This is a genomic window from Paenibacillus sp. JNUCC32, from assembly GCF_014863545.1.
In the GTDB taxonomy this organism is placed as follows: domain Bacteria; phylum Bacillota; class Bacilli; order Paenibacillales; family Paenibacillaceae; genus Paenibacillus_AQ; species Paenibacillus_AQ lautus_A.
The window spans coordinates 2606053-2623778 of sequence record NZ_CP062260.1; the positions used below are offsets into that span (position 1 = coordinate 2606053).

Genomic DNA, 17726 nt, shown 5'->3' on the forward strand with positions numbered 1-17726 from the left:
TTTTACATATTAGGTGCAAACATGACAGTCATGAGTTCCAGGCATAAAAAAAAGCCCCGTAAGGGGCTTTTAAGCTGGTTTATCATTCAGCATAGGTATCGGTGCTGTTATGTGGTCATTTCGCACTGATGATTTCATACTTCGGCTTCACATTGTTAAAATCCGGGTTGGTTCCGCTGACCATTAAGCCCATGCCCCAATCGAAGTGAACATCCGCGGTCGGCACATCCGAAGCATCGCGATATTGGAATAGGATGTTTCGGCGCGTACGCTCGCTCCGGTTCACGTCCGACCCATGGATGGTCAAGTAATTGAAGAACAATACATCGCCTGCTTTGGCCGGACATGGAGTCCCCGAAGATAAAGGATGCTCTTTATGGTTCAAATAGTAAGCGCCGACATGCGGCAATACGCCCTGTTTATGAGAGCCGGGAACGACGCAGAGGCAGCCGTTCTCCATATCGGCGTCGTCGAGATGAACGCTGGCAGCAAGCATGGTGTGGTCCCGATGAGGGAAATACGGATAATCCTGATGCATGGGGAATGCGGCCCCGTTAGAAGGGGGCTTAACCAGCATTTTGGAGTGATGCAGCTGCACGTTCGGTCCGATGATCCCGTTCAGCACTTCGGTCATTCGAGGATGGATCGCGGCACGCATGAAAGCGGCATCATGATATTGCACGTCGTGAAATCCTTTCAGAACCAGCTTCTTAAGCTGTTCAGGCGGCAGGAAATCGCCCTGCCAGGCATGGTTTTGATCCGATTTGGCGCGTGCCGCCCTTTGGATGATCCCTTCAACGGCCGTTCGCATATCTTCGACTTCCTGTTGATTATAAACGCCTCGGACCAGCAGATACCCATTTTCTTTGTAAAATTGCACATCCTTCTCGTCAATCATCGCCATGCACCCTCTCGATATTTTATGGAATATCTAGTTTAATTATAGTGAGGGCAAGCGGGATCGTATTTGCACGGAGAAGACGACGTTTTGCAAAATTACGCCAGAAGGGAGCTGTACTGCCTTGTACCATTGGAGCAAAAGCGAGGAACGGCTAAATCGTTATGCAGGTCGGTTAGAAGGCGAGAGCCTCTCGTTCCTTGTCCATTACTGGGGAACCGTTCGTCATTTGACGGCCAATTCATTGCATCGGCATTCTTTCGTTGAAATTTGTTATGTAAACGGCGGAACCGGCGTGTATCTCGAAGGCGACAGGACATACCCCTTATATCCTGGGGTCGCTTTCTGTACACGTCCAGGTCAGCTCCATCAGATCAAGGACGTTCACGATCTGAATCTGTTGTTCGTTGCATATGACGCGATGGAGAAACCATCAGCCACGGATGTAACGGCGGCATATTTGGAAGCGCTTCGTCGATGTACCGTTTGGACCGAGTTTGCCAGCGAATCGCCGGCCATCCAATTATGGAAATCCATGCTGGTGCGTTCGGAAGCCGAAGACTCGCTGCCTGCTTCGCTTCTGCCCAAACTTGCGCATGCGCTGCTCGAATCCTTCCCTGCCCTGTTCGGCGCTGCCCGTAACCTCGATGCGGCCCCGAGCTACTCAACCACGGTGCAGCTTGTCCAAAGGGCAAAACTGTACATTCGAGACAATCTAAGCGGACCGTTATCCTTGCCGGAAGTGGCGACATACCTCAACGTGTCGGAGCGGCAGTTGTCCCGCTTGCTTGCGGGCAGCATCCATGAATCCTTTTCTTCCATGGTTCGCACCGAGCGGATCCGGGCAGCCGAGCTTCTGCTGCAGCAAACCCATGATCCCATCAAGCTGATTGCGGAACGAACCGGATTCTCTTCCGTTCATTACTTCACAAGGCTGTTCACCCAATTCAAAGGCATCTCTCCTGCGGCTTATCGTGCCAAATGGTTCTTAGAGGCCGATCATTGATCCTAACCTGGATATTCGTCACTGTCGCATCTTAAGTATATTCCAAGCAAACAACGGCCTTGCCCAGCTCCCTCGAATAGAACAAGTACAGCGCGTCTGCTCCGTACGCCTGAAAGTAATAACCCGTCAATCGGCCAACATAGGTAAAGGTCTCTCCTTCCGGCGTACGCGGCACATGCAGCAGATTGGTCTGCTCGAAGCGCAGCCAGTCCACAAGAGATTCCCCCTCTTCCTGCAGATCCTGCTGTGCCTCTTCCGACATAAAGCCAATGTCATCCAGCAGTCCATGGATCTCCGGGAAGCTTAATCCCCAGCCCTTCTCCTGCTTTTCCTGATAATCTTGAATCAGCGCGTCCGCCGATTCGGCAGCACGACCAAAAGACGAGTAAGGGAAGATATGCCCCTTCTCTTCATAGAACCGCTTGCGGGCCATAAAGTCCCGCTCATTGTCGGCGTACGCTTCTATAAGCGTCTCATGCTCCGGTTCCTGCTCAAGCAAAAAGTAGTTCCAGTCCGCTTCAAAGCGGTATTTTCCGTTCACTACATCAAAACCGAGCATATCCTCTTTGGTATACGGCCGGTGTTCGGACACGGTTTCTTCGCCGACGCTGCCATCGTAGATTTCTTTGACGGACACAAAGTGCAGCCACTGATCCTCGCCGGGAAACAGGCATTGCAGATTCAAGGAAAGAATCGGAAGAAAATGCTGCCGGTACCGCTCAACATCGCCTTCGAATACATCCTCGTAAGCCGGAAAAGGACGAATATGGGATTTCGATATATTCATAGCTTACTCACTCCTTCAAATTAGGGGAATTCGCGTCATTGACGTATCGCTTCATTCTCTGTTCGAATACCGCATGATACCGGAAGGTCCGTGGATATCGATCTTCACGAAGCTTCTCGGACAATACCGACTGACCTTCCTGATAACGGACCGCGAATTCACATTCATCATAGAATTTGCGGGAAAGCCGGCGAAGCTCGTGATCTTCGCCCTGGCTTCGCCATCCCATCTGGATCATATCCAGCTGGTCCAACGGATCGCGATACGTGTCCAGCACGATGCAAGAATTCGGGCCCTCCGTCTCCTGGAATACCAGAACATGGCCAGAGTTCACCGGACTATCGAAATACCGCTCATAGATCTCCTCTACGGGAACCGCTATGCTAAGCCGATCCATCACGGCTTTAAAGTTAGGGTGTACCCTATACTCGTCAGACAGCTCATCCGGATACCATACGAGCTCGGAGATCGAAGCCGTTATATTGAATTCATATTGCATCTCTTGCCGCCTCCTTGCTTGCTGCAGAATCAACGTTTTTTTCGCATTCGTGATAACATCTTCCGTCGGTTAATCCATTTTCTCTCCATAGGGGGTATTCTACCATATATCAAATCAGAGATAGATTTTCCCGAGCTTAACCGCGTTGACTCGGCGTGTTATAATTCGGTTAATATGCTGGAAGGGATGAAATGAATGCTGGAACTGGAAGCGGCTTTAACTAGATTCATAGAACAACAAGACTTGTATAATCGGGATTTCGGGCTCTTCACCGATCATGAAATACGGCAACGGTCCGAGGTACAGCTGCCGCCCGTGGATGACCGTATCACGCTGTCCCCTGAACTGGCTTATCTATATAGCCATTACGAGATGATTGACGCTAAGGCGGAAGGAACCCATAAAATGAAAAACGCAGCGGTTGAAATCGGCGAATCGGCTGTCATCTACTTTGTTTCTCCCGAGCATCTGGTCCGGCAGCAAATGGGCTATCGCTGGATTAGCGATAAGGGGGAAACCGTAGAATCGAGCAATTGGCCATCTCATCACGTTGTCATTGCCAATGTGAACGATGATCCGCTCATTGTAGATGTCCAAGCCAGTGGTTCACCCGTATATGCCGCTTTCGAAGGTGGCGAGCCTAAGCTGATCGCGAATTCGCTTGCGGACTGCTTTCACGCGCTGTCCGTCCTCATTGAAGGCGCTCTGCTTTTTCAAGGTGAAACCTGCGACGAAGAAACTTATGAGACGAAGCCGGATTTTCTCGCCCATGTGATGCCGTCACTGTCGGATCTTTTGGGAAGCGAGCAAATGGATGCCCTGCTGGAATACTTATCTCTTCGATAAACGAAGAAGTGCAAATTTGGCATTCTATAATAATCGAAATCATTATAGACAAGGAGAATCACATGCCGGGGACGATCACATTAATCCGTTATAACGGAACCGAAAAACACGTGCTAGCAGAATCCAACGCTTTCGCTACGCGAACCGAAGTCAACGGAAAGCCGCAAATCATGCTGTGGTTTGAAACGGAAACGGAGACCGAACCGCTTCAGGCTTTCCCGGATTCGGATGAGCTGCTGAGCAATCCGGACGCGGAACTTACGATTTACCTGGATACGCTAAAACTGAATGAGTTTGCACCGCTGGAATTTACGCTTGCCCGGGGCTATAACGAGAACTCCAGAAGCCTGGATGCAAGACTCTATTATTTTGAACACCAAGAGGTAAATGATAACCGGGGACGCATTGAGTATAGGGGAAATGGCGTATTTAACGTATATTGGACTGGAACGACGATGGACGTCAATTATTATGATGGCAGTAAGCCGGATACCCGACTGGAATTGGAAGGCGAGTTTACGATGGAGAAATACAAGGAATGGTTATAGAGAAGAATACATAATCTGCAGCAAGACCCTTCAACCTCGTAGAGCCAACCTTCGTAGTCATGGCTCTACGGGGTTACATCCGTATCCACATAGCATAGGTTTATTGAGCCTTAAACGCCAAACTGTTTCAAGTGATGGTCCAGATGCTTGTATAATCCCCTCCCCCATTGCTCCGGGGTCAGTTTACCGAAGAATGGATGAGGATGCGTTGTACATTTCTCAGGACCGTTCTTTTGGAATGCCATCAATTTTTCTTTCAATTGTTCTCTTTCCGTTTCAAATTCTCTTGGATCCGCAATCAAAATATCCGGAATCGTCGACATGTTGCGAGGTAACGGTTTTTCATTATAAAACAGGGGCTTCGCGAAATTCCCTACCAACCTACCTAACCAGCCTCTTGGCGGGTTTGTGATGCCCATGGCGATGTCTTGGAACGCGGAGCAGTGAGACAGCATTTGGGCAGCATCCATTTTTCCCCATAACGGCTGTGATTGAGGGCTTAATGCGTCGATTCGGTTTAATATTTGGGTCATATCGAAATGATGGAACATATTATTCATGTTTGTCTCTCCCCATATTGAAATCCATGTTGAAACACCTGATTATATGATAGCTGACCCATCTACGGGACATTTCTTTTGGATTGCTTTCTTGTGAACTCAGACTCCCCTACAACCATCTCATAAAAAAACCTTTGGTAATTTTCACATGACTTGCTTGTGCCCATAGTTCAAGCTGCTCGATCCCTTCAGTCTGATCCTCCACGAACTGAAAACATAGCTTCAAAGGCACGATTCTACGCCCTTTCGGCTTGATTCCGATCACCGGTTTTCTGTCCTGGTTGATCAGTAAACATGCCACGGAATCTGCGTTCATTTCTTTTCCGTTTATCATGATTCCTTCTTGATGCATTTTCATCACGCCTGGTTTCATCAGGCAGGTTCTGTAGAAGGAGATGATGAATACGATGGAACAAAAAACTAACCACGCAATGCAGGCATAATAAAAGAAGTCCCTTTCTCCCTGTTCCAACATGATATTTCCAAGAAGAATAACGATTAAGAGCAGCATGGAAACCATTAATTTAATGCCAGACGGGGCTGAAACGCTAAACATCCTGTTATTGTTCATGTGATCTCCTATCATCGAATAAGGTTGGTTCTGTAATCACCTTAATGCATATGTTCATTATACCTGGACTCACAAAATGTGGTAACCTGATGTGCAATAACCCAATAAAAAAAGCCCCGATTTTAGCGGCAGCTCATATCAGTGCTATGTATCCACATCATTTTATTATAAAGCATCTAGAAACTACATGATCAACACCTCATATTCTAAAAAATAATAAAAAACTTACTTACCGTTCTAATCTCCTGCAGCCAAATGATTCGCTTCCATCGGTTTGCTCAGCCAATGCTCGTCGGTTTGAACATGATTCTTGCGGACGTACTTGGCAGCGCTATGCTTAAAATCGTCATATGCAAATGCGGAAGCCAGCCTGACCACATAACCTTCCTGTTCACCGCCGCAGCAAGATCGCTTCGTATAACAAGCCTTGGCAGCATCCTCGTCCCAGATGCCCCGGTACAAGACAGGAACCGTAACCAGCCCCAGACGATCCGCCCATTCCTCCGTATCATCCCATGACAGGCACACATTCAACTGATTCCACACGGAGAACAGCATGAAGTAGGACGGCAGCGCCGAATACGAAAGCGAATGTTTGGCATAGACGTTTTCCCCGCAGAGACGATATCCCTCCGGAATCAAATACTTGATGCCCCCATGCAGCGTCTTGACATAATGACGGGAAGGATGATCCTTGCTGTCCAGGGATCTGGCGTGGATGAAATCGGGGTACATGGTGGTGTTCTCCCCATCCATTTTCTCGGTAATGACGACCTCCTGCCCCTTAAAATGGTCGGTATTCCGCAAAATCTTATCGTCGTCGGTGTAACCTCTGGACCAGGGCAGATGCATCGTTCTGGGATATTTCATTTTCATCGTTGTTCACCTCTCTTACTTGCCGAACGTATCGGCCTCTGCGAAGAAATACAGCTGAGCCAGCAAATCCTCGCCTAACAAATGATAAATCTTGGATGCGCCGGCATCGCCTCCGTGCAATATTTCCATATGGAAACTGACAAGTTGGACGACATGAAGCACAAATTCATCCTCATACCCAAGGTCTTTCAAGGCATGACATGCCATGATGGCCGATACATGCTCATGCCCATAATAGGAATAGTATCCTCGAGCCTGCTTCCATACTTTGCAAAACGGTTTGCCCGCGTCATGGAACAGAGCCGCTAATTGCATAGCCAGCAGATGATCGCCTTCGCCTTCATAGCAATTTTGGATGTATTCCAGCACGGCAAACGTATGCTCCGACAACGTTCTCGAATGGAACGGATTCTCTTGATCAAATCCCAGCATCGTTTGAAAATAGGGGGATTGCGATAAGTAACCGAACAACTCATCGTGATCCGGCCTGCGCGTTAGCAGCTGTTCCAAATCCTCTCTTGCCAGCTGAGTTTCACCCGCCTCATGAACGAGATGCAGATCGACAAACCCTTCCCCCATGACCGGGAATTCAAGATTCTTGGCATACTTGGTCATGATCTTCTCATCAAGCCGGCGTTTTCGTCTCATGACCCTATCCAGGGCCACTTCATAAGGAGTCGTGCAGATATGGCACTCCACCCGTCGATCGCCAAACCGTTTCAGAAATTTCTGTCTTCGTTCCCGGCTGACATTCGTTGCGTCGAATACGACGTTTCGATCCGACTTCAGCGCCTGTTCGATTTCGGCGAAAGCCTCGTCAAATACCATATACGTATTTTTCTGTTTGGATTCGCTGCCAAACAATTTTTCGCGTATCGCGTCCGTCGCAACCAGCACGGCCCGCTCGCTTTTGCACAATTGTTTGGCATAATAGCTTTTTCCGCTGCCGGGTATCCCGACCAGCATATGAATCGTACTCATGAAATTCACCTCCTTTCGCGACTAGCTTAGCATGGTGTCAGTGTCATGGTTTACCTGTTCGGAGGGGCTGAGCGTTATATTCTTTCGAATCATTCTCTTTGATGGACATCGCCAATCGAATTTCTTCCCTCCAAATAATGTACCACGCTTGCACTTTGCTTGAGTAAGCAAAGAATATGTATATTCAACTTTTACATACCGAACAAAAAAGCCGATTGCCCGCAGAAAAAGCATCCGCAGACAATCGGCCTTTATGTCGTATCTACTTGCCCGATCTCGCTTTCGGAGCAGGAGCGGTCGTGTCCCGCTCCACCAGCTTGACGGGAATCAGCGCCCTGCCCGGTGTCGGTTTCCCTCTCTCCAGCCAGTTTACGACATGCTCGGCCGCTTGGCGGCCGATCTCGTAAAAGTTCTGCTCGACGGTAGTGAGAGGGATCATCACATGCTCCGTGACCGGATTATTATCAAAGCCAATGATCGAGATATCGTCCGGAATGCGGATCCCCCTCTCCAAACAGAGGTTTAGCAGGTTGGCGGCGATCAGATCATTTTCCGTCTGAACGGCCGTCACCCCCTCCGTCTTGTACGAGTCCAGCAGCTCGTTATAAAATTGCTCCACGCCGACCTTCTCCCGGTAACCCTTCATGTTCAGCCTGATATAACGGCTGTCGAGGGGAAGCCCGTGGTCCTTCAGCGCTTGGCAGTATCCGAAATACCGGTCGCGCACCGACGAAGTGGATTCAATGCTGACCGCGGTCAAAAACGCAATTTTTCTGTGTCCAAGCTCAATCAATCGGGATACGGCTTGATAAGAGCCGCTCCAATTATCCGAAACGACCGCCCCGAGCGGGAGGCTGTCAAAGTATTTATCGATGGTCACGATCGGATAATCTTCAAGGCACAGCCGATGCAGGATATCGTAGTTCGTATGATCGTTCCGAGGGTACAATATAATGGCCGCAATGCCCTTTCGGGTCAGCATCTCCAGCAGATCGCGCTCCTTCTGGGAGTCATAATCGCTTTGATGAATGCTTAAATAGTAGCCGTTCGCGTTCAGCCAGTCCGAAGCGCCGCGAATATACCCCATCGTGCCGCGGTCGTCTTCGGAAGGCAGGATCAGCGATATCATTTTTTCCGTTCCAACCGATCGCTGCTCCTGACCCCGCTGCCGGGGTTTGACAAAGCTTCCGCTTCCTTTGACGCGGTAGATGAACCCGTCCCGCTCCAGCTCCTCGAGCGCTCTTCTTGTTGTAATGCGGCTCACGCCGAAGGCCGTACTCAGCTCGGCCTCGGTAGGAAGCTGGGCCTCGGAAGGGTACAGGCCGGATGAAATTTTCGATTTTAGCTCGTCCATCATCACGCGGTACAGCGGTTTATTGTCTTTGGTCAACTTGGTTCTCATCCCATCTTTATCTATTTTCCGGTTTGATCTAGTCCAACTAAAATTATAGCGTTTGCATCATTGGCATGTAAACCGCCCCGATCGATCAGCCTGCATCCCGTCATGGTTACTTCACATTCGTATAGCGTTCATACTGCGCCCTCTTGATTTCCAGGTAACGCTGGGCCCCCATTTTGTCCAAGGTCTTAACGTAGTTATCCCAATCCGTGTCCAGACTCGCTTTACCCGTAACAAATTTGACCCGCATCTCCTCCATATATTTATTGATGTCGGTCAGAATCGCGCTGGTTTGGTTGGCTTCGTCATCCGTGGGAACAAAATCCGGCCAAAGCTCTTTGGGCGCCAGCTCATCCAGCTCGGCAGGATCCGCTTTGATCTCGTCAGCGACCGTCGTCCCGCGAGCCGCCATCCGCAGATCGTCGTCAGGCTCAACATAAGGATAATAAGCGCCATACACATTATCAACATATTGGAAGGCACCCAGCTGCACGCCACCCTTGTAATTCAATATTTCGTCCTTGTATTTCGGTTTGCCGTCCACCAGTTCGTAAGTTTCTCCTTCCAATCCAAAGGTAGCGAAGTTAATCCCTTCTTCACCGTAGAAATAATCGATCCACTTGATGGTTTCGACCGGATACTTGTTTTTGTTGGTAATCACGAAACCGAAGATCCCTTTGGCCGGCGGTCCCAGCACCCCCGCGACTCTATCGCCGTTCGGACCTTCCAGGGCATGGATGCCCACATAATTTTCGGCCGCGTCCTTTCCGATATATCCCGGCCCTTCCCATACAAACGAGCCGATCAAATTGTTGGAGCCGTCCGTAGACCATTTGGCATAATCGTAGCCGGTCGTGAAATTCTGCTGAGCCAACGAGCCGTCCTTGTACAGATCGCTCATATAACGCAAGAGCTCCCTGTATTTCGGATCGTTGAACGTCGTCTTGACTTGTCCGTCAGCGTCCTTATAGAGATACTGCCCGAAAGCCTTGGCGCCGCCTTCGCCCATGCCGAAGCTGCCGGCCAGAAAGCTCTCCAGGAAGGTCCAGTACTGCGATTCAAGCACCCAGCCGAGGCGGGAACTGTCCTTCTCCCGAACCTTCATGAGCGCTAGGCGGAACTCCTCGGTCGTCTTGGGCACTTCAAGCCCCGCTTCATCCAGCCAATCCTTATTGATATACAGGCGAACGGAATTGAACGCTTTCGAAAAATCAACGTATGGAAGAGCGTATATATGTCCGTCCGACATCGTAATCGCTCCTCTGATATCCGGGTTGTCCTTGAGCAGCTTATTTAAATTCGGCGCATGCTGTTCAATCAAGTCCTCGAGCGGAACAAACAAGCCCTGCTTGCCGTATTTCATCAGCTCGTCGGTGCCGAAGGCAATACGGTAGAACGCATCCGGCAGGTCGTTGGAGCCGAGCATGACATTTTTCCTCTCGGTTACGGCGGAACCGGCCAGCTCCTCAAACTCAACCTCGATTCCGGACATCTCCTCGTATTTTTGCCACATCCATAATTGATCGGCTGGTGGATGCACATCGGTATATCCGCGTTTGACGATCCTTAGCTTGATGTTCCCGGGGTCTCCGTCCGTTCCGGCTGGTTCCGGCTCCGCCTTTCCCCCTGATCCGCCGCAGGCGGAAAGCGTCAACGAGCATGTCAACATGAAAGCAAGCAGAAGATTCATTCCTTTTCTCATAAATCCATATCCCCTCTTTTCATGATTATGAGTTCCGAGCGGTAATTGACCGCTCCTATATCGGCTTACCCTTTGATAGCTCCCACCATGATGCCTTTCTCAAAGAATCGCGACAGCAGCGGATACAATAGCAGCAGCGGCAGCGCGGATAATACGACGATTGCATATTTCAGGCCTTCCTTAACCATCATCTGATCCGCGTATTCGGCGCCGACCGAAATTCCGGCCATTTCCTTAAAGTCGTTCTGTACCAGGATTTCTCTTAATATCAGCTGCAGCGGGAATTTCTCCCGGTCCGTCAAATAAATCATGGCGTCAAAATACGAGTTCCAGTGGCCCACTCCATAGAACAGAATCATCACGGCAATGATCGGCATGGACAAAGGCAGCACGATTCGGAACAGCATATGGTAATCGTTGCAGCCGTCGACGTATGCGCTCTCTTCAAGCTCTACCGGAATTCGGGTCTGAAAATAGGTTCTCATAATAATCATGTTGTAGGCGCTGATCGCACCGGGCAGCACCAATGCCCACATCGTATTCAGTAATCCAAGCTCCTTGTTCACCAAGTACAGCGGAATCAGCCCGCCGCTGAAGAACATCGTAAAAGCAAACAGCAGCGTGAATAGTCCCTTGCCATAAAAGCGTTTTCTGGATAACGGGTACGCACCGAATACCGTCATCATGATATTGATCGCGGTACCCACGAAAGCATAAAGCAGCGTATTGGCATACCCGCTCCATATTTCGCTGTTCTCGAATACTTTGGCATAGCTGTCCAGGTTGAAGCCTGCCGGAAAGAGCAGCAGCGGCTTGTCCCATATTTGGCGCGGATCGGAGAATGACGCAAACAAAACAAAAATGAGCGGGTACAAAATGACGATGGTCACGAGAATCGCCAGCACTAATATTATGATATCGGCCAGTTTTTCTCCTGGCGTTCGCTTAATGTTCAGCAGCACTTCTTAGGTTCCCTCCCTGTTCCTGCATCGACGGCCTTTACCATAGGCTGGTCTCCCCCGCCTTGCGCGCAACCGCATTAACGATGATCAGGATGATAAAATTGATCACATTGTTGAACAGGCCGACTGCCGCCGAAAAGCTGTACTGAGTGTTAAGGAGTCCGCTCTTGTACATGTAAGTGGAGATTACCTCGGAGGTTTCCAGGTTCATCGCGTTTTGCATCAATAGGATTTTCTCGAAGCCGACACTCATGATGCCGCCGGCACTCAAGATAGACAGGATGACGATCGTCGGGACGATGCCGGGAATCGTAATATGCCAAATTCGGCGAAATTTGCTGGCCCCGTCCATATATGCCGCCTCGTACAGGTCCGGCGAGATGCCCGAGATGGCTGCGCTGTAGATGAGCGAAGACCAGCCAACTCCCTGCCATACGCCCGACCAGACATAGAGATGCCAGAATTTAGACGGCTCTGCCAAATAATCGACCGGTTCCTTCCCCAAGGAGACTAGGATGGAGTTAAAGACGCCATTCGTAGGTGAAATGAAAAAAAACAGGATACCGACTGCAACGACGACCGAAATAAAGTGAGGAGCATAAGAAATGCTTTGAGCGAATGAGCGGAATTTGCGATTCCGAATCTCGTTGAACAATAGCGCCAGCAGGATCGGTGCGGGAATGCCGACCAGCAGTCCGTATAAGCTGATCCCGATCGTATTTTTCAGAATCGTCCAAAAATAATAGGCGTCAAACAGCCGCTCGAAATGTTCGAACCCGACCCAAGGACTGTTCCAGATGCCAAGCCCGGGCATAAAATCCTTGAAAGCGATTTGTACGCCGTACATCGGCCAATAATGCCAGATCAAAAAGTAAAGCACAGCCGGGGAAATGATGATATACAGCCCGATATTTCGCTTTAGCTGCCTCTTAACATGCGTCCACCTGGTGGGTTTGGGAGCGGGCTGTGGGGATGCCGGGTTTAATCGGGCGTCCATGCTTAATCATGACCTCCTTTATCTAATCGAATAGCGTGTAGCAGAAGTCTGAGCTGTGCGAGATCATCAGCAATATCTGCTTGGTACAGTAATATGACACCTCCCTTCTATTTACTTGTACTAACATTTGTTATGTAATTCATAATTTGTTATAACACATTTTAGTGAGGTTTTATTTTCCAGTCAATATGACATCGAATAATTGCTACTTTAGTTGTATATACGCGGAATTGTTATGACAAATTTCGACGGTTGCAGCCTTATTAACATCTTCTTGTGTACCGTAGATTGTCGAACGATCCTCGCAAGGGAGGGCCGGTATCAGTTCCGAAAAAAAGAAACAGCCGCGTGGTTTACGCGGCTGTTTCTATTAAATAAACGAGCGTTTAGAAACGCATGGTCGATATTCATTACCTTGCTCTAAGTCTGCTTATAGATATGCTGCCAGCTTTGCAAGCACATCCGCCTGTTCATCCGTCAATTTATTGCCGGATTGCGCCCTGACTTGGTTGGTAAAAGCGTTCAGCTTGCCTTGCTTAGCGGAGTCGTTGCCTCGATCCTCCGCCTCTTTGGCGCCTTGCAGCTTCGTAGACAGCGATTGTGCGATTCCCTGATCGCTTCCTGCGAAACGCTCTACCAGCCCGATCAAGCTGTCATAGGTCACGGCAACCTCAAAACGAAAGACGGATTCCGTTTTATTTCCGGCCAGATCGACTGCCGTTACGGATATTTCATGGGAGCCCGGTTCAAAGGAATAGGCAGGACGTTCGAGCAGCGGAAGAGAACAAGGATTGTCAGCTAACCCTGACAGACTGTCGACGGCACTGCACGAAACGTATACGGAGTCGGTTACCGTGTACGTACGCTCACCGGTGAATTCAACGACGGGAGCCGTCTTGTCGATCTGCACGTTCAGCGTTCCAGGTGCCTCAGATACGCCTGAGAAGTTGGTGGCGGAATAGGTAACCGTCGTGACGCCTTCCTCAGTGATTTGAAGCTGAGCCGTACTCCCTTTTACCGTGGTCTTCTCTATCGGCTGCGCGCCTTCCGCAGCATATGCAATAGAGTAGGCGCGGTCGGAAGAAATGGACAAGGACACATCAGCATTCACCCAGCCGTTCTCGTTGGGAGAAGGCGATAAGCTAACCGTCGAGACGGGCGGAACGCTGTCTTTTACGGTTACAAAGAAATCGTCATAATAGGCCGTTGCCACATTGTATCTGGAAGTTACCGCAATCAGTTTCGCATAAGCTGCATTAGCCGGAGCCTTCCCTCTGAGCGTCACTTTCTGCCATTGGGCCAATCGCGATTCATCCAAATGGGTTTCCAGTGTGGAAATCGTGGCGTTATTGCTGTCAAAGAATCGGAACATAAAGCCCGGCTGGCCCGATTCAATATAGAGATTCATGCCTGCCGTATATTCCTCTCCCGGGACGACGGGAATCGCATCACTTTGGACGGCAACGGATGCCGTTCTCAGCGTGTCCGTAATCTTCAGACTGTGCGCTCCCGTGAAACTGCGTTCCGTGCTGAGATCATAGCGATAACCGTTGCCTGGAGCGAATAATTGACTCCATCCCTTCATTTCCTCTTCGAAACCAGGATTGGTGACGGGAACAGCCGTATGCGGCGGTTCTTCCACGACTTCTCCGTCAACCTCCATCCGATACAGAATCGTATTGGTCTGCATGTCTGTGAAATAGAGATTCCCATCCACATGTAAATCGAATCTGGAGGTGTCGGCCAATGTCCGATGCTCCAGCGTTTCAGGGTCAATGACCGTCAATTTGTTGTTGAACAGCACGTAAAGCAGACCATCCTCCGACCAGCGGAGCGGGTGATGCGCCCATTGGCTGAAATTCAAGCTTGGATACACTTTTTTGCTCTTCACGACTTCATACGTATCGGGGTCGATCGCAAAAATATACTCATAGGATGCTCCCCAGATCAAGCCGTCCGGACCGGCCGAAAGATCTCCGATGAATATCGGTTTATCCAGCCCCGGAACCCGGAGCGGAAACTCGGTGATTTTTTGCTGCGTCTCTTCATCCCAAACAAAAATCTTCGCTTCCGCTTCCGTCGGCTCGGAGCCCAGTCCGCCCCGAATTGTGGTGGAACCGAACACCTTGCCGTCATGAACCGTCGTGCTGAGCACGCTCTGATTCTGGACGACGTTGCGATGAACGTTGATTTCTCCGGTGGCGGTATCATAAACGGTCAACGAGCCGCCCAAAGTGCCGTAACCGGAAATCGTCGAAATGTAGAGCTTGCCTTTGGAACTGGAGATATCAACCAGCCTCTCCTGATCGTTGCCCAGAACGGCCAGTCTCTTCGGATTGTTCAATCCAGGCTCCGTCGATAAATCGAACTCGTACAGTCCGCCTTCCGGGTACACGCCCATATAGACTTTATTGCCTACGGCATGAACGCTATCCGCTTGGCCGATGCTGAACGGCGTCGCGGTGTTATTGGTCAGATCGACGAGCGAGGAACGGGCCTGCGAGCCGGTGGTGATCAATTGAGTGTCCGATACGCTTTTCAACCGGTTGACAACGCCTGGCAGACCCGGGATGACCGGCGGCATCAGGTGCACCTGCTTGGTTTCGATGTTCATGATCGTAACACCGCCGTCATAACGGACGGTCACCAGATTTTTGCCCGGGTATTCCGGATTATTGGGAAATTCCACCCAATCTACTCCCCGAAATCCGCTGTTGTACTCCATGCCGGTCAATTCGACCTCATGCGTAGCAAGATTAAACGTTTTCAATTTCTTGTCGGACATGTAATACAGTTTTCCGTCAAGCGAGTCCGTCGCGTGCAGCCCCGTTACGTTCTCCAGCACAACATCCAGCCAGCTTTCCGTCTGTGTATCGTAGATAAACGCCTCTCCAGGAATGCCGCTTCCGTCCGTATATCGGGCAAACAAATAACGGTTATCAATCGTGCTCAGGTCATACACGGTGTCTTCCTTAACCGGCAGGGAAGCCGCGATATTTGTTTTCTCACCGGTCGCTAAATTCACGCGCACGATCTGCTTATGCGCGGTGCCGGCATATATATTGCCGCCCTGGTAAGCAATGGAGCGCACATATTCCTGGTCGAGCACGCCGATGACGCGGCCGTAATCTTTGGTTTGCTTCGTAGCCGGGTCGTATTGGTACACTTTGCCGCCGGGATAGGTTCCGACATACACGCGCCCTTGTTCATCCGTGGTAATGCTGTTCGGCACCGACTGACCGTCGAATTGGGCTACCTGCTCTGGCACGTGAGTAACGGGAGAGTAGCTCCACAGCCTGGCTCCGCCGCCGTCGGCCGCAAGGAACAAGGTCCCGTCCGGTGCCGTGGTATGTGCCCAGGAGCTTTCGGAGGGGCCGATCGGAATGCTGCGAAGCAGTTTATAATCCTCCAGATCGATCACGTTAAGATGCCCCGGCTTTCCTTTACTGGTCGCATAAAGAACGTTGCGGCCTTCTTCCTTCCCTGCCGTACCGTTGAACACGGCAACCGTATAGTTGTTTGGAACGAGAATTTCCTCCGGTGTTCCGTATGTTTTCTGAGCAAGCCTGCTCTCCCCGGAAGCAGCCGTGAGACCGCCACCCGAACAAACCAATAACAAACACAATGCCAGCATAAAGACCTGGTACTTGCCGCTTTTTGCAAATCTCATAAATGACCTCCTTAGATTTCGGTGTTGACTATCCCGAAAGACCGCTCCAATAGCTATGAACGAATCCGGCAGGCATTCAGCCTCTGTTTTTTAGTAATCTGAACCTCCTTTGGTCATGATTAGACGCAACCGCTCTGGTGGAATATGGAAGACTAGCGGAACCGTCTGGCCGTATATTAGGAAAATACCGGGATGGTGTCAATCCATAACGATCATGCCATATTCCTCTTGTCCCTTTATTCGACAATGTGGATATTTCAAAAGAAGCAGAAGCATCACAGCAGAAAAGTTGTTATTTCTAGCAGTTAACCAAGCTCGATTCTGTCACAAAGTTAAGATTAAACGACTAAAAAGCCGCATCATAGGCGGCCCCGCATAGGCAGCAAGGTAACGTCATACGGATGGTATCTTGCTCAATTTTATCAAGCTCTTTATGAAATTCTACAATTGGGATCATAGCGAAATGGCTGAGGTACCGATGATATCTCAAATGCGGGAATAGAAAAATAAAAGACTGCCCTTCAGCAGTCCTCCTGTCATTTCGTATGTTACTCTGATATATCTGCACCGTCTTCATTCAGGCATCGAATGTAAACCCGGCACATTCATGGCTGCCTGCATGCCTGGCGGTACTGCCTCGGCGAAACCCCGAACTGCTTGCGAAACTGATCGGCAAAATGATTGTAACTGTTAAACCCTACGTCATGAGCGGCTTCATTCGCCGTACGGCCCGAATGGCTCATCAATAAAGCGGCATGGCGAACCCTCATCTGGTTCAGATGCTCCAAAATCGTGGATCCCGTTTGCTGTTTGAACAAGTGCGCCAGCCTGGATCCCGAAATTCCGATCTCACGGGATAAGGCATCAATTTTGACGTTTTCTTTTAACGAACGGGATAACAACCCAAGCGTTTGCTCGACTCTGGGATCTAGCCTCTTGTTCGTCCGCTGTGCAAGCAGAAGCAAAATCTCACGCAGGGCGTTCTCGCACAGAGCTTCCCACAGTTCTAACCGGTCCAGCGAATCTTGCAGCACATTACGAAAGGCCAGCTCGACACGGCCTCGGACACGTTCATCGGGCAAGGTTTCGACCAGAAACTCCTCGTTCGGCAGCATCCCGTTTTCCGGAAGCCCGGGATAATGGATCCACAGAAAGTTCCAATGCGTCCCCTGCACGGTCCCGTATTCGTGGGCGATGTTGGCGCGCAGCAGGCCGAGCTGCCCGGATCCGCAGCGTTTCTCCCCGGCAGGCGTGCGGAAATAGCCCTCACCCTGCAGCGTGTAAACAAGCAGCCAGTCCTGCATTCCGTTAGGACGGCGCAGGCGATAAGAATCGTCTTGCTCGAAATGATCGCCGAATATGGTTCCGGTGCTTTCTAAGGATATGGCATGCCTATCAGACGGCGTTCTCAAGCGATCTCTCCT

Annotated in this window: 16 protein-coding genes; 3 read left to right on the forward strand and 13 right to left on the reverse strand. The window is 50.1% G+C overall.

What is annotated here, in order from left to right:
- Positions 1-115: 115 nt before the first annotated feature.
- On the reverse strand, positions 116-898 hold the full coding sequence (locus JNUCC32_RS11535) for a phytanoyl-CoA dioxygenase family protein (protein WP_015735002.1): 783 nt from the start codon (positions 896-898) through the stop codon (positions 116-118).
- A gap of 124 nt (positions 899-1022) precedes the next feature.
- On the opposite strand from JNUCC32_RS11535, the gene JNUCC32_RS11540 reads away from it, so the two are divergent.
- Positions 1023-1904, forward strand: a complete 882-nt coding sequence (locus tag JNUCC32_RS11540) for an AraC family transcriptional regulator (protein WP_192572110.1) — start codon at positions 1023-1025, stop codon at positions 1902-1904.
- A 31-nt stretch (positions 1905-1935) separates the two neighbouring features.
- Here the strand turns inward: JNUCC32_RS11540 and JNUCC32_RS11545 are convergent, their stop codons facing one another.
- Positions 1936-2691, reverse strand: a complete 756-nt coding sequence (locus JNUCC32_RS11545) for a siderophore biosynthesis protein (protein WP_192572111.1) — start codon at positions 2689-2691, stop codon at positions 1936-1938.
- A gap of 7 nt (positions 2692-2698) precedes the next feature.
- On the reverse strand, positions 2699-3190 hold the full coding sequence (locus tag JNUCC32_RS11550) for a hypothetical protein (protein WP_192572112.1): 492 nt from the start codon (positions 3188-3190) through the stop codon (positions 2699-2701).
- A gap of 195 nt (positions 3191-3385) precedes the next feature.
- Here JNUCC32_RS11550 and JNUCC32_RS11555 point away from each other — a divergent pair, with 195 nt between their 5' ends.
- The gene (locus tag JNUCC32_RS11555) at positions 3386-4036 is read left to right on the forward strand and encodes a hypothetical protein (protein ID WP_192572113.1); all 651 of its coding nucleotides are present in this window, start codon (positions 3386-3388) and stop codon (positions 4034-4036) included.
- 62 nt (positions 4037-4098) lie between these two features.
- Positions 4099-4584 (forward strand): hypothetical protein, encoded by a 486-nt coding sequence (locus tag JNUCC32_RS11560; protein ID WP_192572114.1) that lies wholly within the window; start codon positions 4099-4101, stop codon positions 4582-4584.
- A 110-nt stretch (positions 4585-4694) separates the two neighbouring features.
- Here the strand turns inward: JNUCC32_RS11560 and JNUCC32_RS11565 are convergent, their stop codons facing one another.
- From JNUCC32_RS11565 to JNUCC32_RS11610, 10 genes are all read right to left on the reverse strand, one after another.
- Positions 4695-5144: a DUF1569 domain-containing protein gene (locus tag JNUCC32_RS11565; RefSeq protein ID WP_192572115.1), complete on the reverse strand. Its 450-nt coding sequence runs from the start codon at positions 5142-5144 to the stop codon at positions 4695-4697.
- A gap of 109 nt (positions 5145-5253) precedes the next feature.
- Positions 5254-5715 carry a hypothetical protein gene (locus tag JNUCC32_RS11570; RefSeq protein WP_192572116.1) on the reverse strand — a complete coding sequence of 154 codons (462 nt, stop codon included), beginning with the start codon at positions 5713-5715 and terminating at the stop codon, positions 5254-5256.
- Positions 5716-5952: 237 nt separating this feature from the next.
- The gene (locus JNUCC32_RS11575; protein ID WP_192572117.1) at positions 5953-6591 is read right to left on the reverse strand and encodes an RNA ligase family protein; all 639 of its coding nucleotides are present in this window, start codon (positions 6589-6591) and stop codon (positions 5953-5955) included.
- A 15-nt stretch (positions 6592-6606) separates the two neighbouring features.
- Positions 6607-7572: an AAA family ATPase gene (locus tag JNUCC32_RS11580; protein WP_192572118.1), complete on the reverse strand. Its 966-nt coding sequence runs from the start codon at positions 7570-7572 to the stop codon at positions 6607-6609.
- A gap of 262 nt (positions 7573-7834) precedes the next feature.
- Positions 7835-8962: a GntR family transcriptional regulator gene (locus tag JNUCC32_RS11585; protein WP_009590558.1), complete on the reverse strand. Its 1128-nt coding sequence runs from the start codon at positions 8960-8962 to the stop codon at positions 7835-7837.
- Positions 8963-9080: 118 nt separating this feature from the next.
- A complete protein-coding gene (locus JNUCC32_RS11590) occupies positions 9081-10673 on the reverse strand; it encodes an ABC transporter substrate-binding protein (RefSeq protein ID WP_192572119.1) in 1593 nt (530 codons plus the stop codon).
- Positions 10674-10738: 65 nt separating this feature from the next.
- A complete protein-coding gene (locus tag JNUCC32_RS11595; RefSeq protein ID WP_192572120.1) occupies positions 10739-11635 on the reverse strand; it encodes a carbohydrate ABC transporter permease in 897 nt (298 codons plus the stop codon).
- A 37-nt stretch (positions 11636-11672) separates the two neighbouring features.
- Positions 11673-12632, reverse strand: a complete 960-nt coding sequence (locus JNUCC32_RS11600) for an ABC transporter permease (RefSeq protein ID WP_192572121.1) — start codon at positions 12630-12632, stop codon at positions 11673-11675.
- 430 nt (positions 12633-13062) lie between these two features.
- Entirely contained in the window at positions 13063-16302 is a 3240-nt protein-coding gene (locus JNUCC32_RS11605) for a PQQ-binding-like beta-propeller repeat protein (RefSeq protein WP_192572122.1), read from the reverse strand.
- 605 nt (positions 16303-16907) lie between these two features.
- On the reverse strand, positions 16908-17714 hold the full coding sequence (locus JNUCC32_RS11610; RefSeq protein WP_192572123.1) for a helix-turn-helix domain-containing protein: 807 nt from the start codon (positions 17712-17714) through the stop codon (positions 16908-16910).
- Between the last annotated feature and the right edge of the window lie 12 nt (positions 17715-17726).

Bases quoted from the DNA above. Each gene is read 5' to 3' on its own strand.
- JNUCC32_RS11535 (WP_015735002.1), bottom strand. From the start codon at position 898: ATGATTGACGAGAAGGATGTGCAATTTTACAAAGAAAATGGGTATCTG.
- JNUCC32_RS11545 (WP_192572111.1), bottom strand. From the start codon at position 2,691: ATGAATATATCGAAATCCCATATTCGTCCTTTTCCGGCTTACGAGGAT.
- JNUCC32_RS11550 (WP_192572112.1), bottom strand. From the start codon at position 3,190: ATGCAATATGAATTCAATATAACGGCTTCGATCTCCGAGCTCGTATGG.
- JNUCC32_RS11555 (WP_192572113.1), top strand. From the start codon at position 3,386: ATGCTGGAACTGGAAGCGGCTTTAACTAGATTCATAGAACAACAAGAC.
- JNUCC32_RS11560 (WP_192572114.1), top strand. From the start codon at position 4,099: ATGCCGGGGACGATCACATTAATCCGTTATAACGGAACCGAAAAACAC.
- JNUCC32_RS11565 (WP_192572115.1), bottom strand. From the start codon at position 5,144: ATGAATAATATGTTCCATCATTTCGATATGACCCAAATATTAAACCGA.
- JNUCC32_RS11570 (WP_192572116.1), bottom strand. From the start codon at position 5,715: ATGAACAATAACAGGATGTTTAGCGTTTCAGCCCCGTCTGGCATTAAA.
- JNUCC32_RS11575 (WP_192572117.1), bottom strand. From the start codon at position 6,591: ATGAAAATGAAATATCCCAGAACGATGCATCTGCCCTGGTCCAGAGGT.
- JNUCC32_RS11580 (WP_192572118.1), bottom strand. From the start codon at position 7,572: ATGAGTACGATTCATATGCTGGTCGGGATACCCGGCAGCGGAAAAAGC.
- JNUCC32_RS11590 (WP_192572119.1), bottom strand. From the start codon at position 10,673: ATGAGAAAAGGAATGAATCTTCTGCTTGCTTTCATGTTGACATGCTCG.
- JNUCC32_RS11600 (WP_192572121.1), bottom strand. From the start codon at position 12,632: ATGGACGCCCGATTAAACCCGGCATCCCCACAGCCCGCTCCCAAACCC.
- JNUCC32_RS11605 (WP_192572122.1), bottom strand. From the start codon at position 16,302: ATGAGATTTGCAAAAAGCGGCAAGTACCAGGTCTTTATGCTGGCATTG.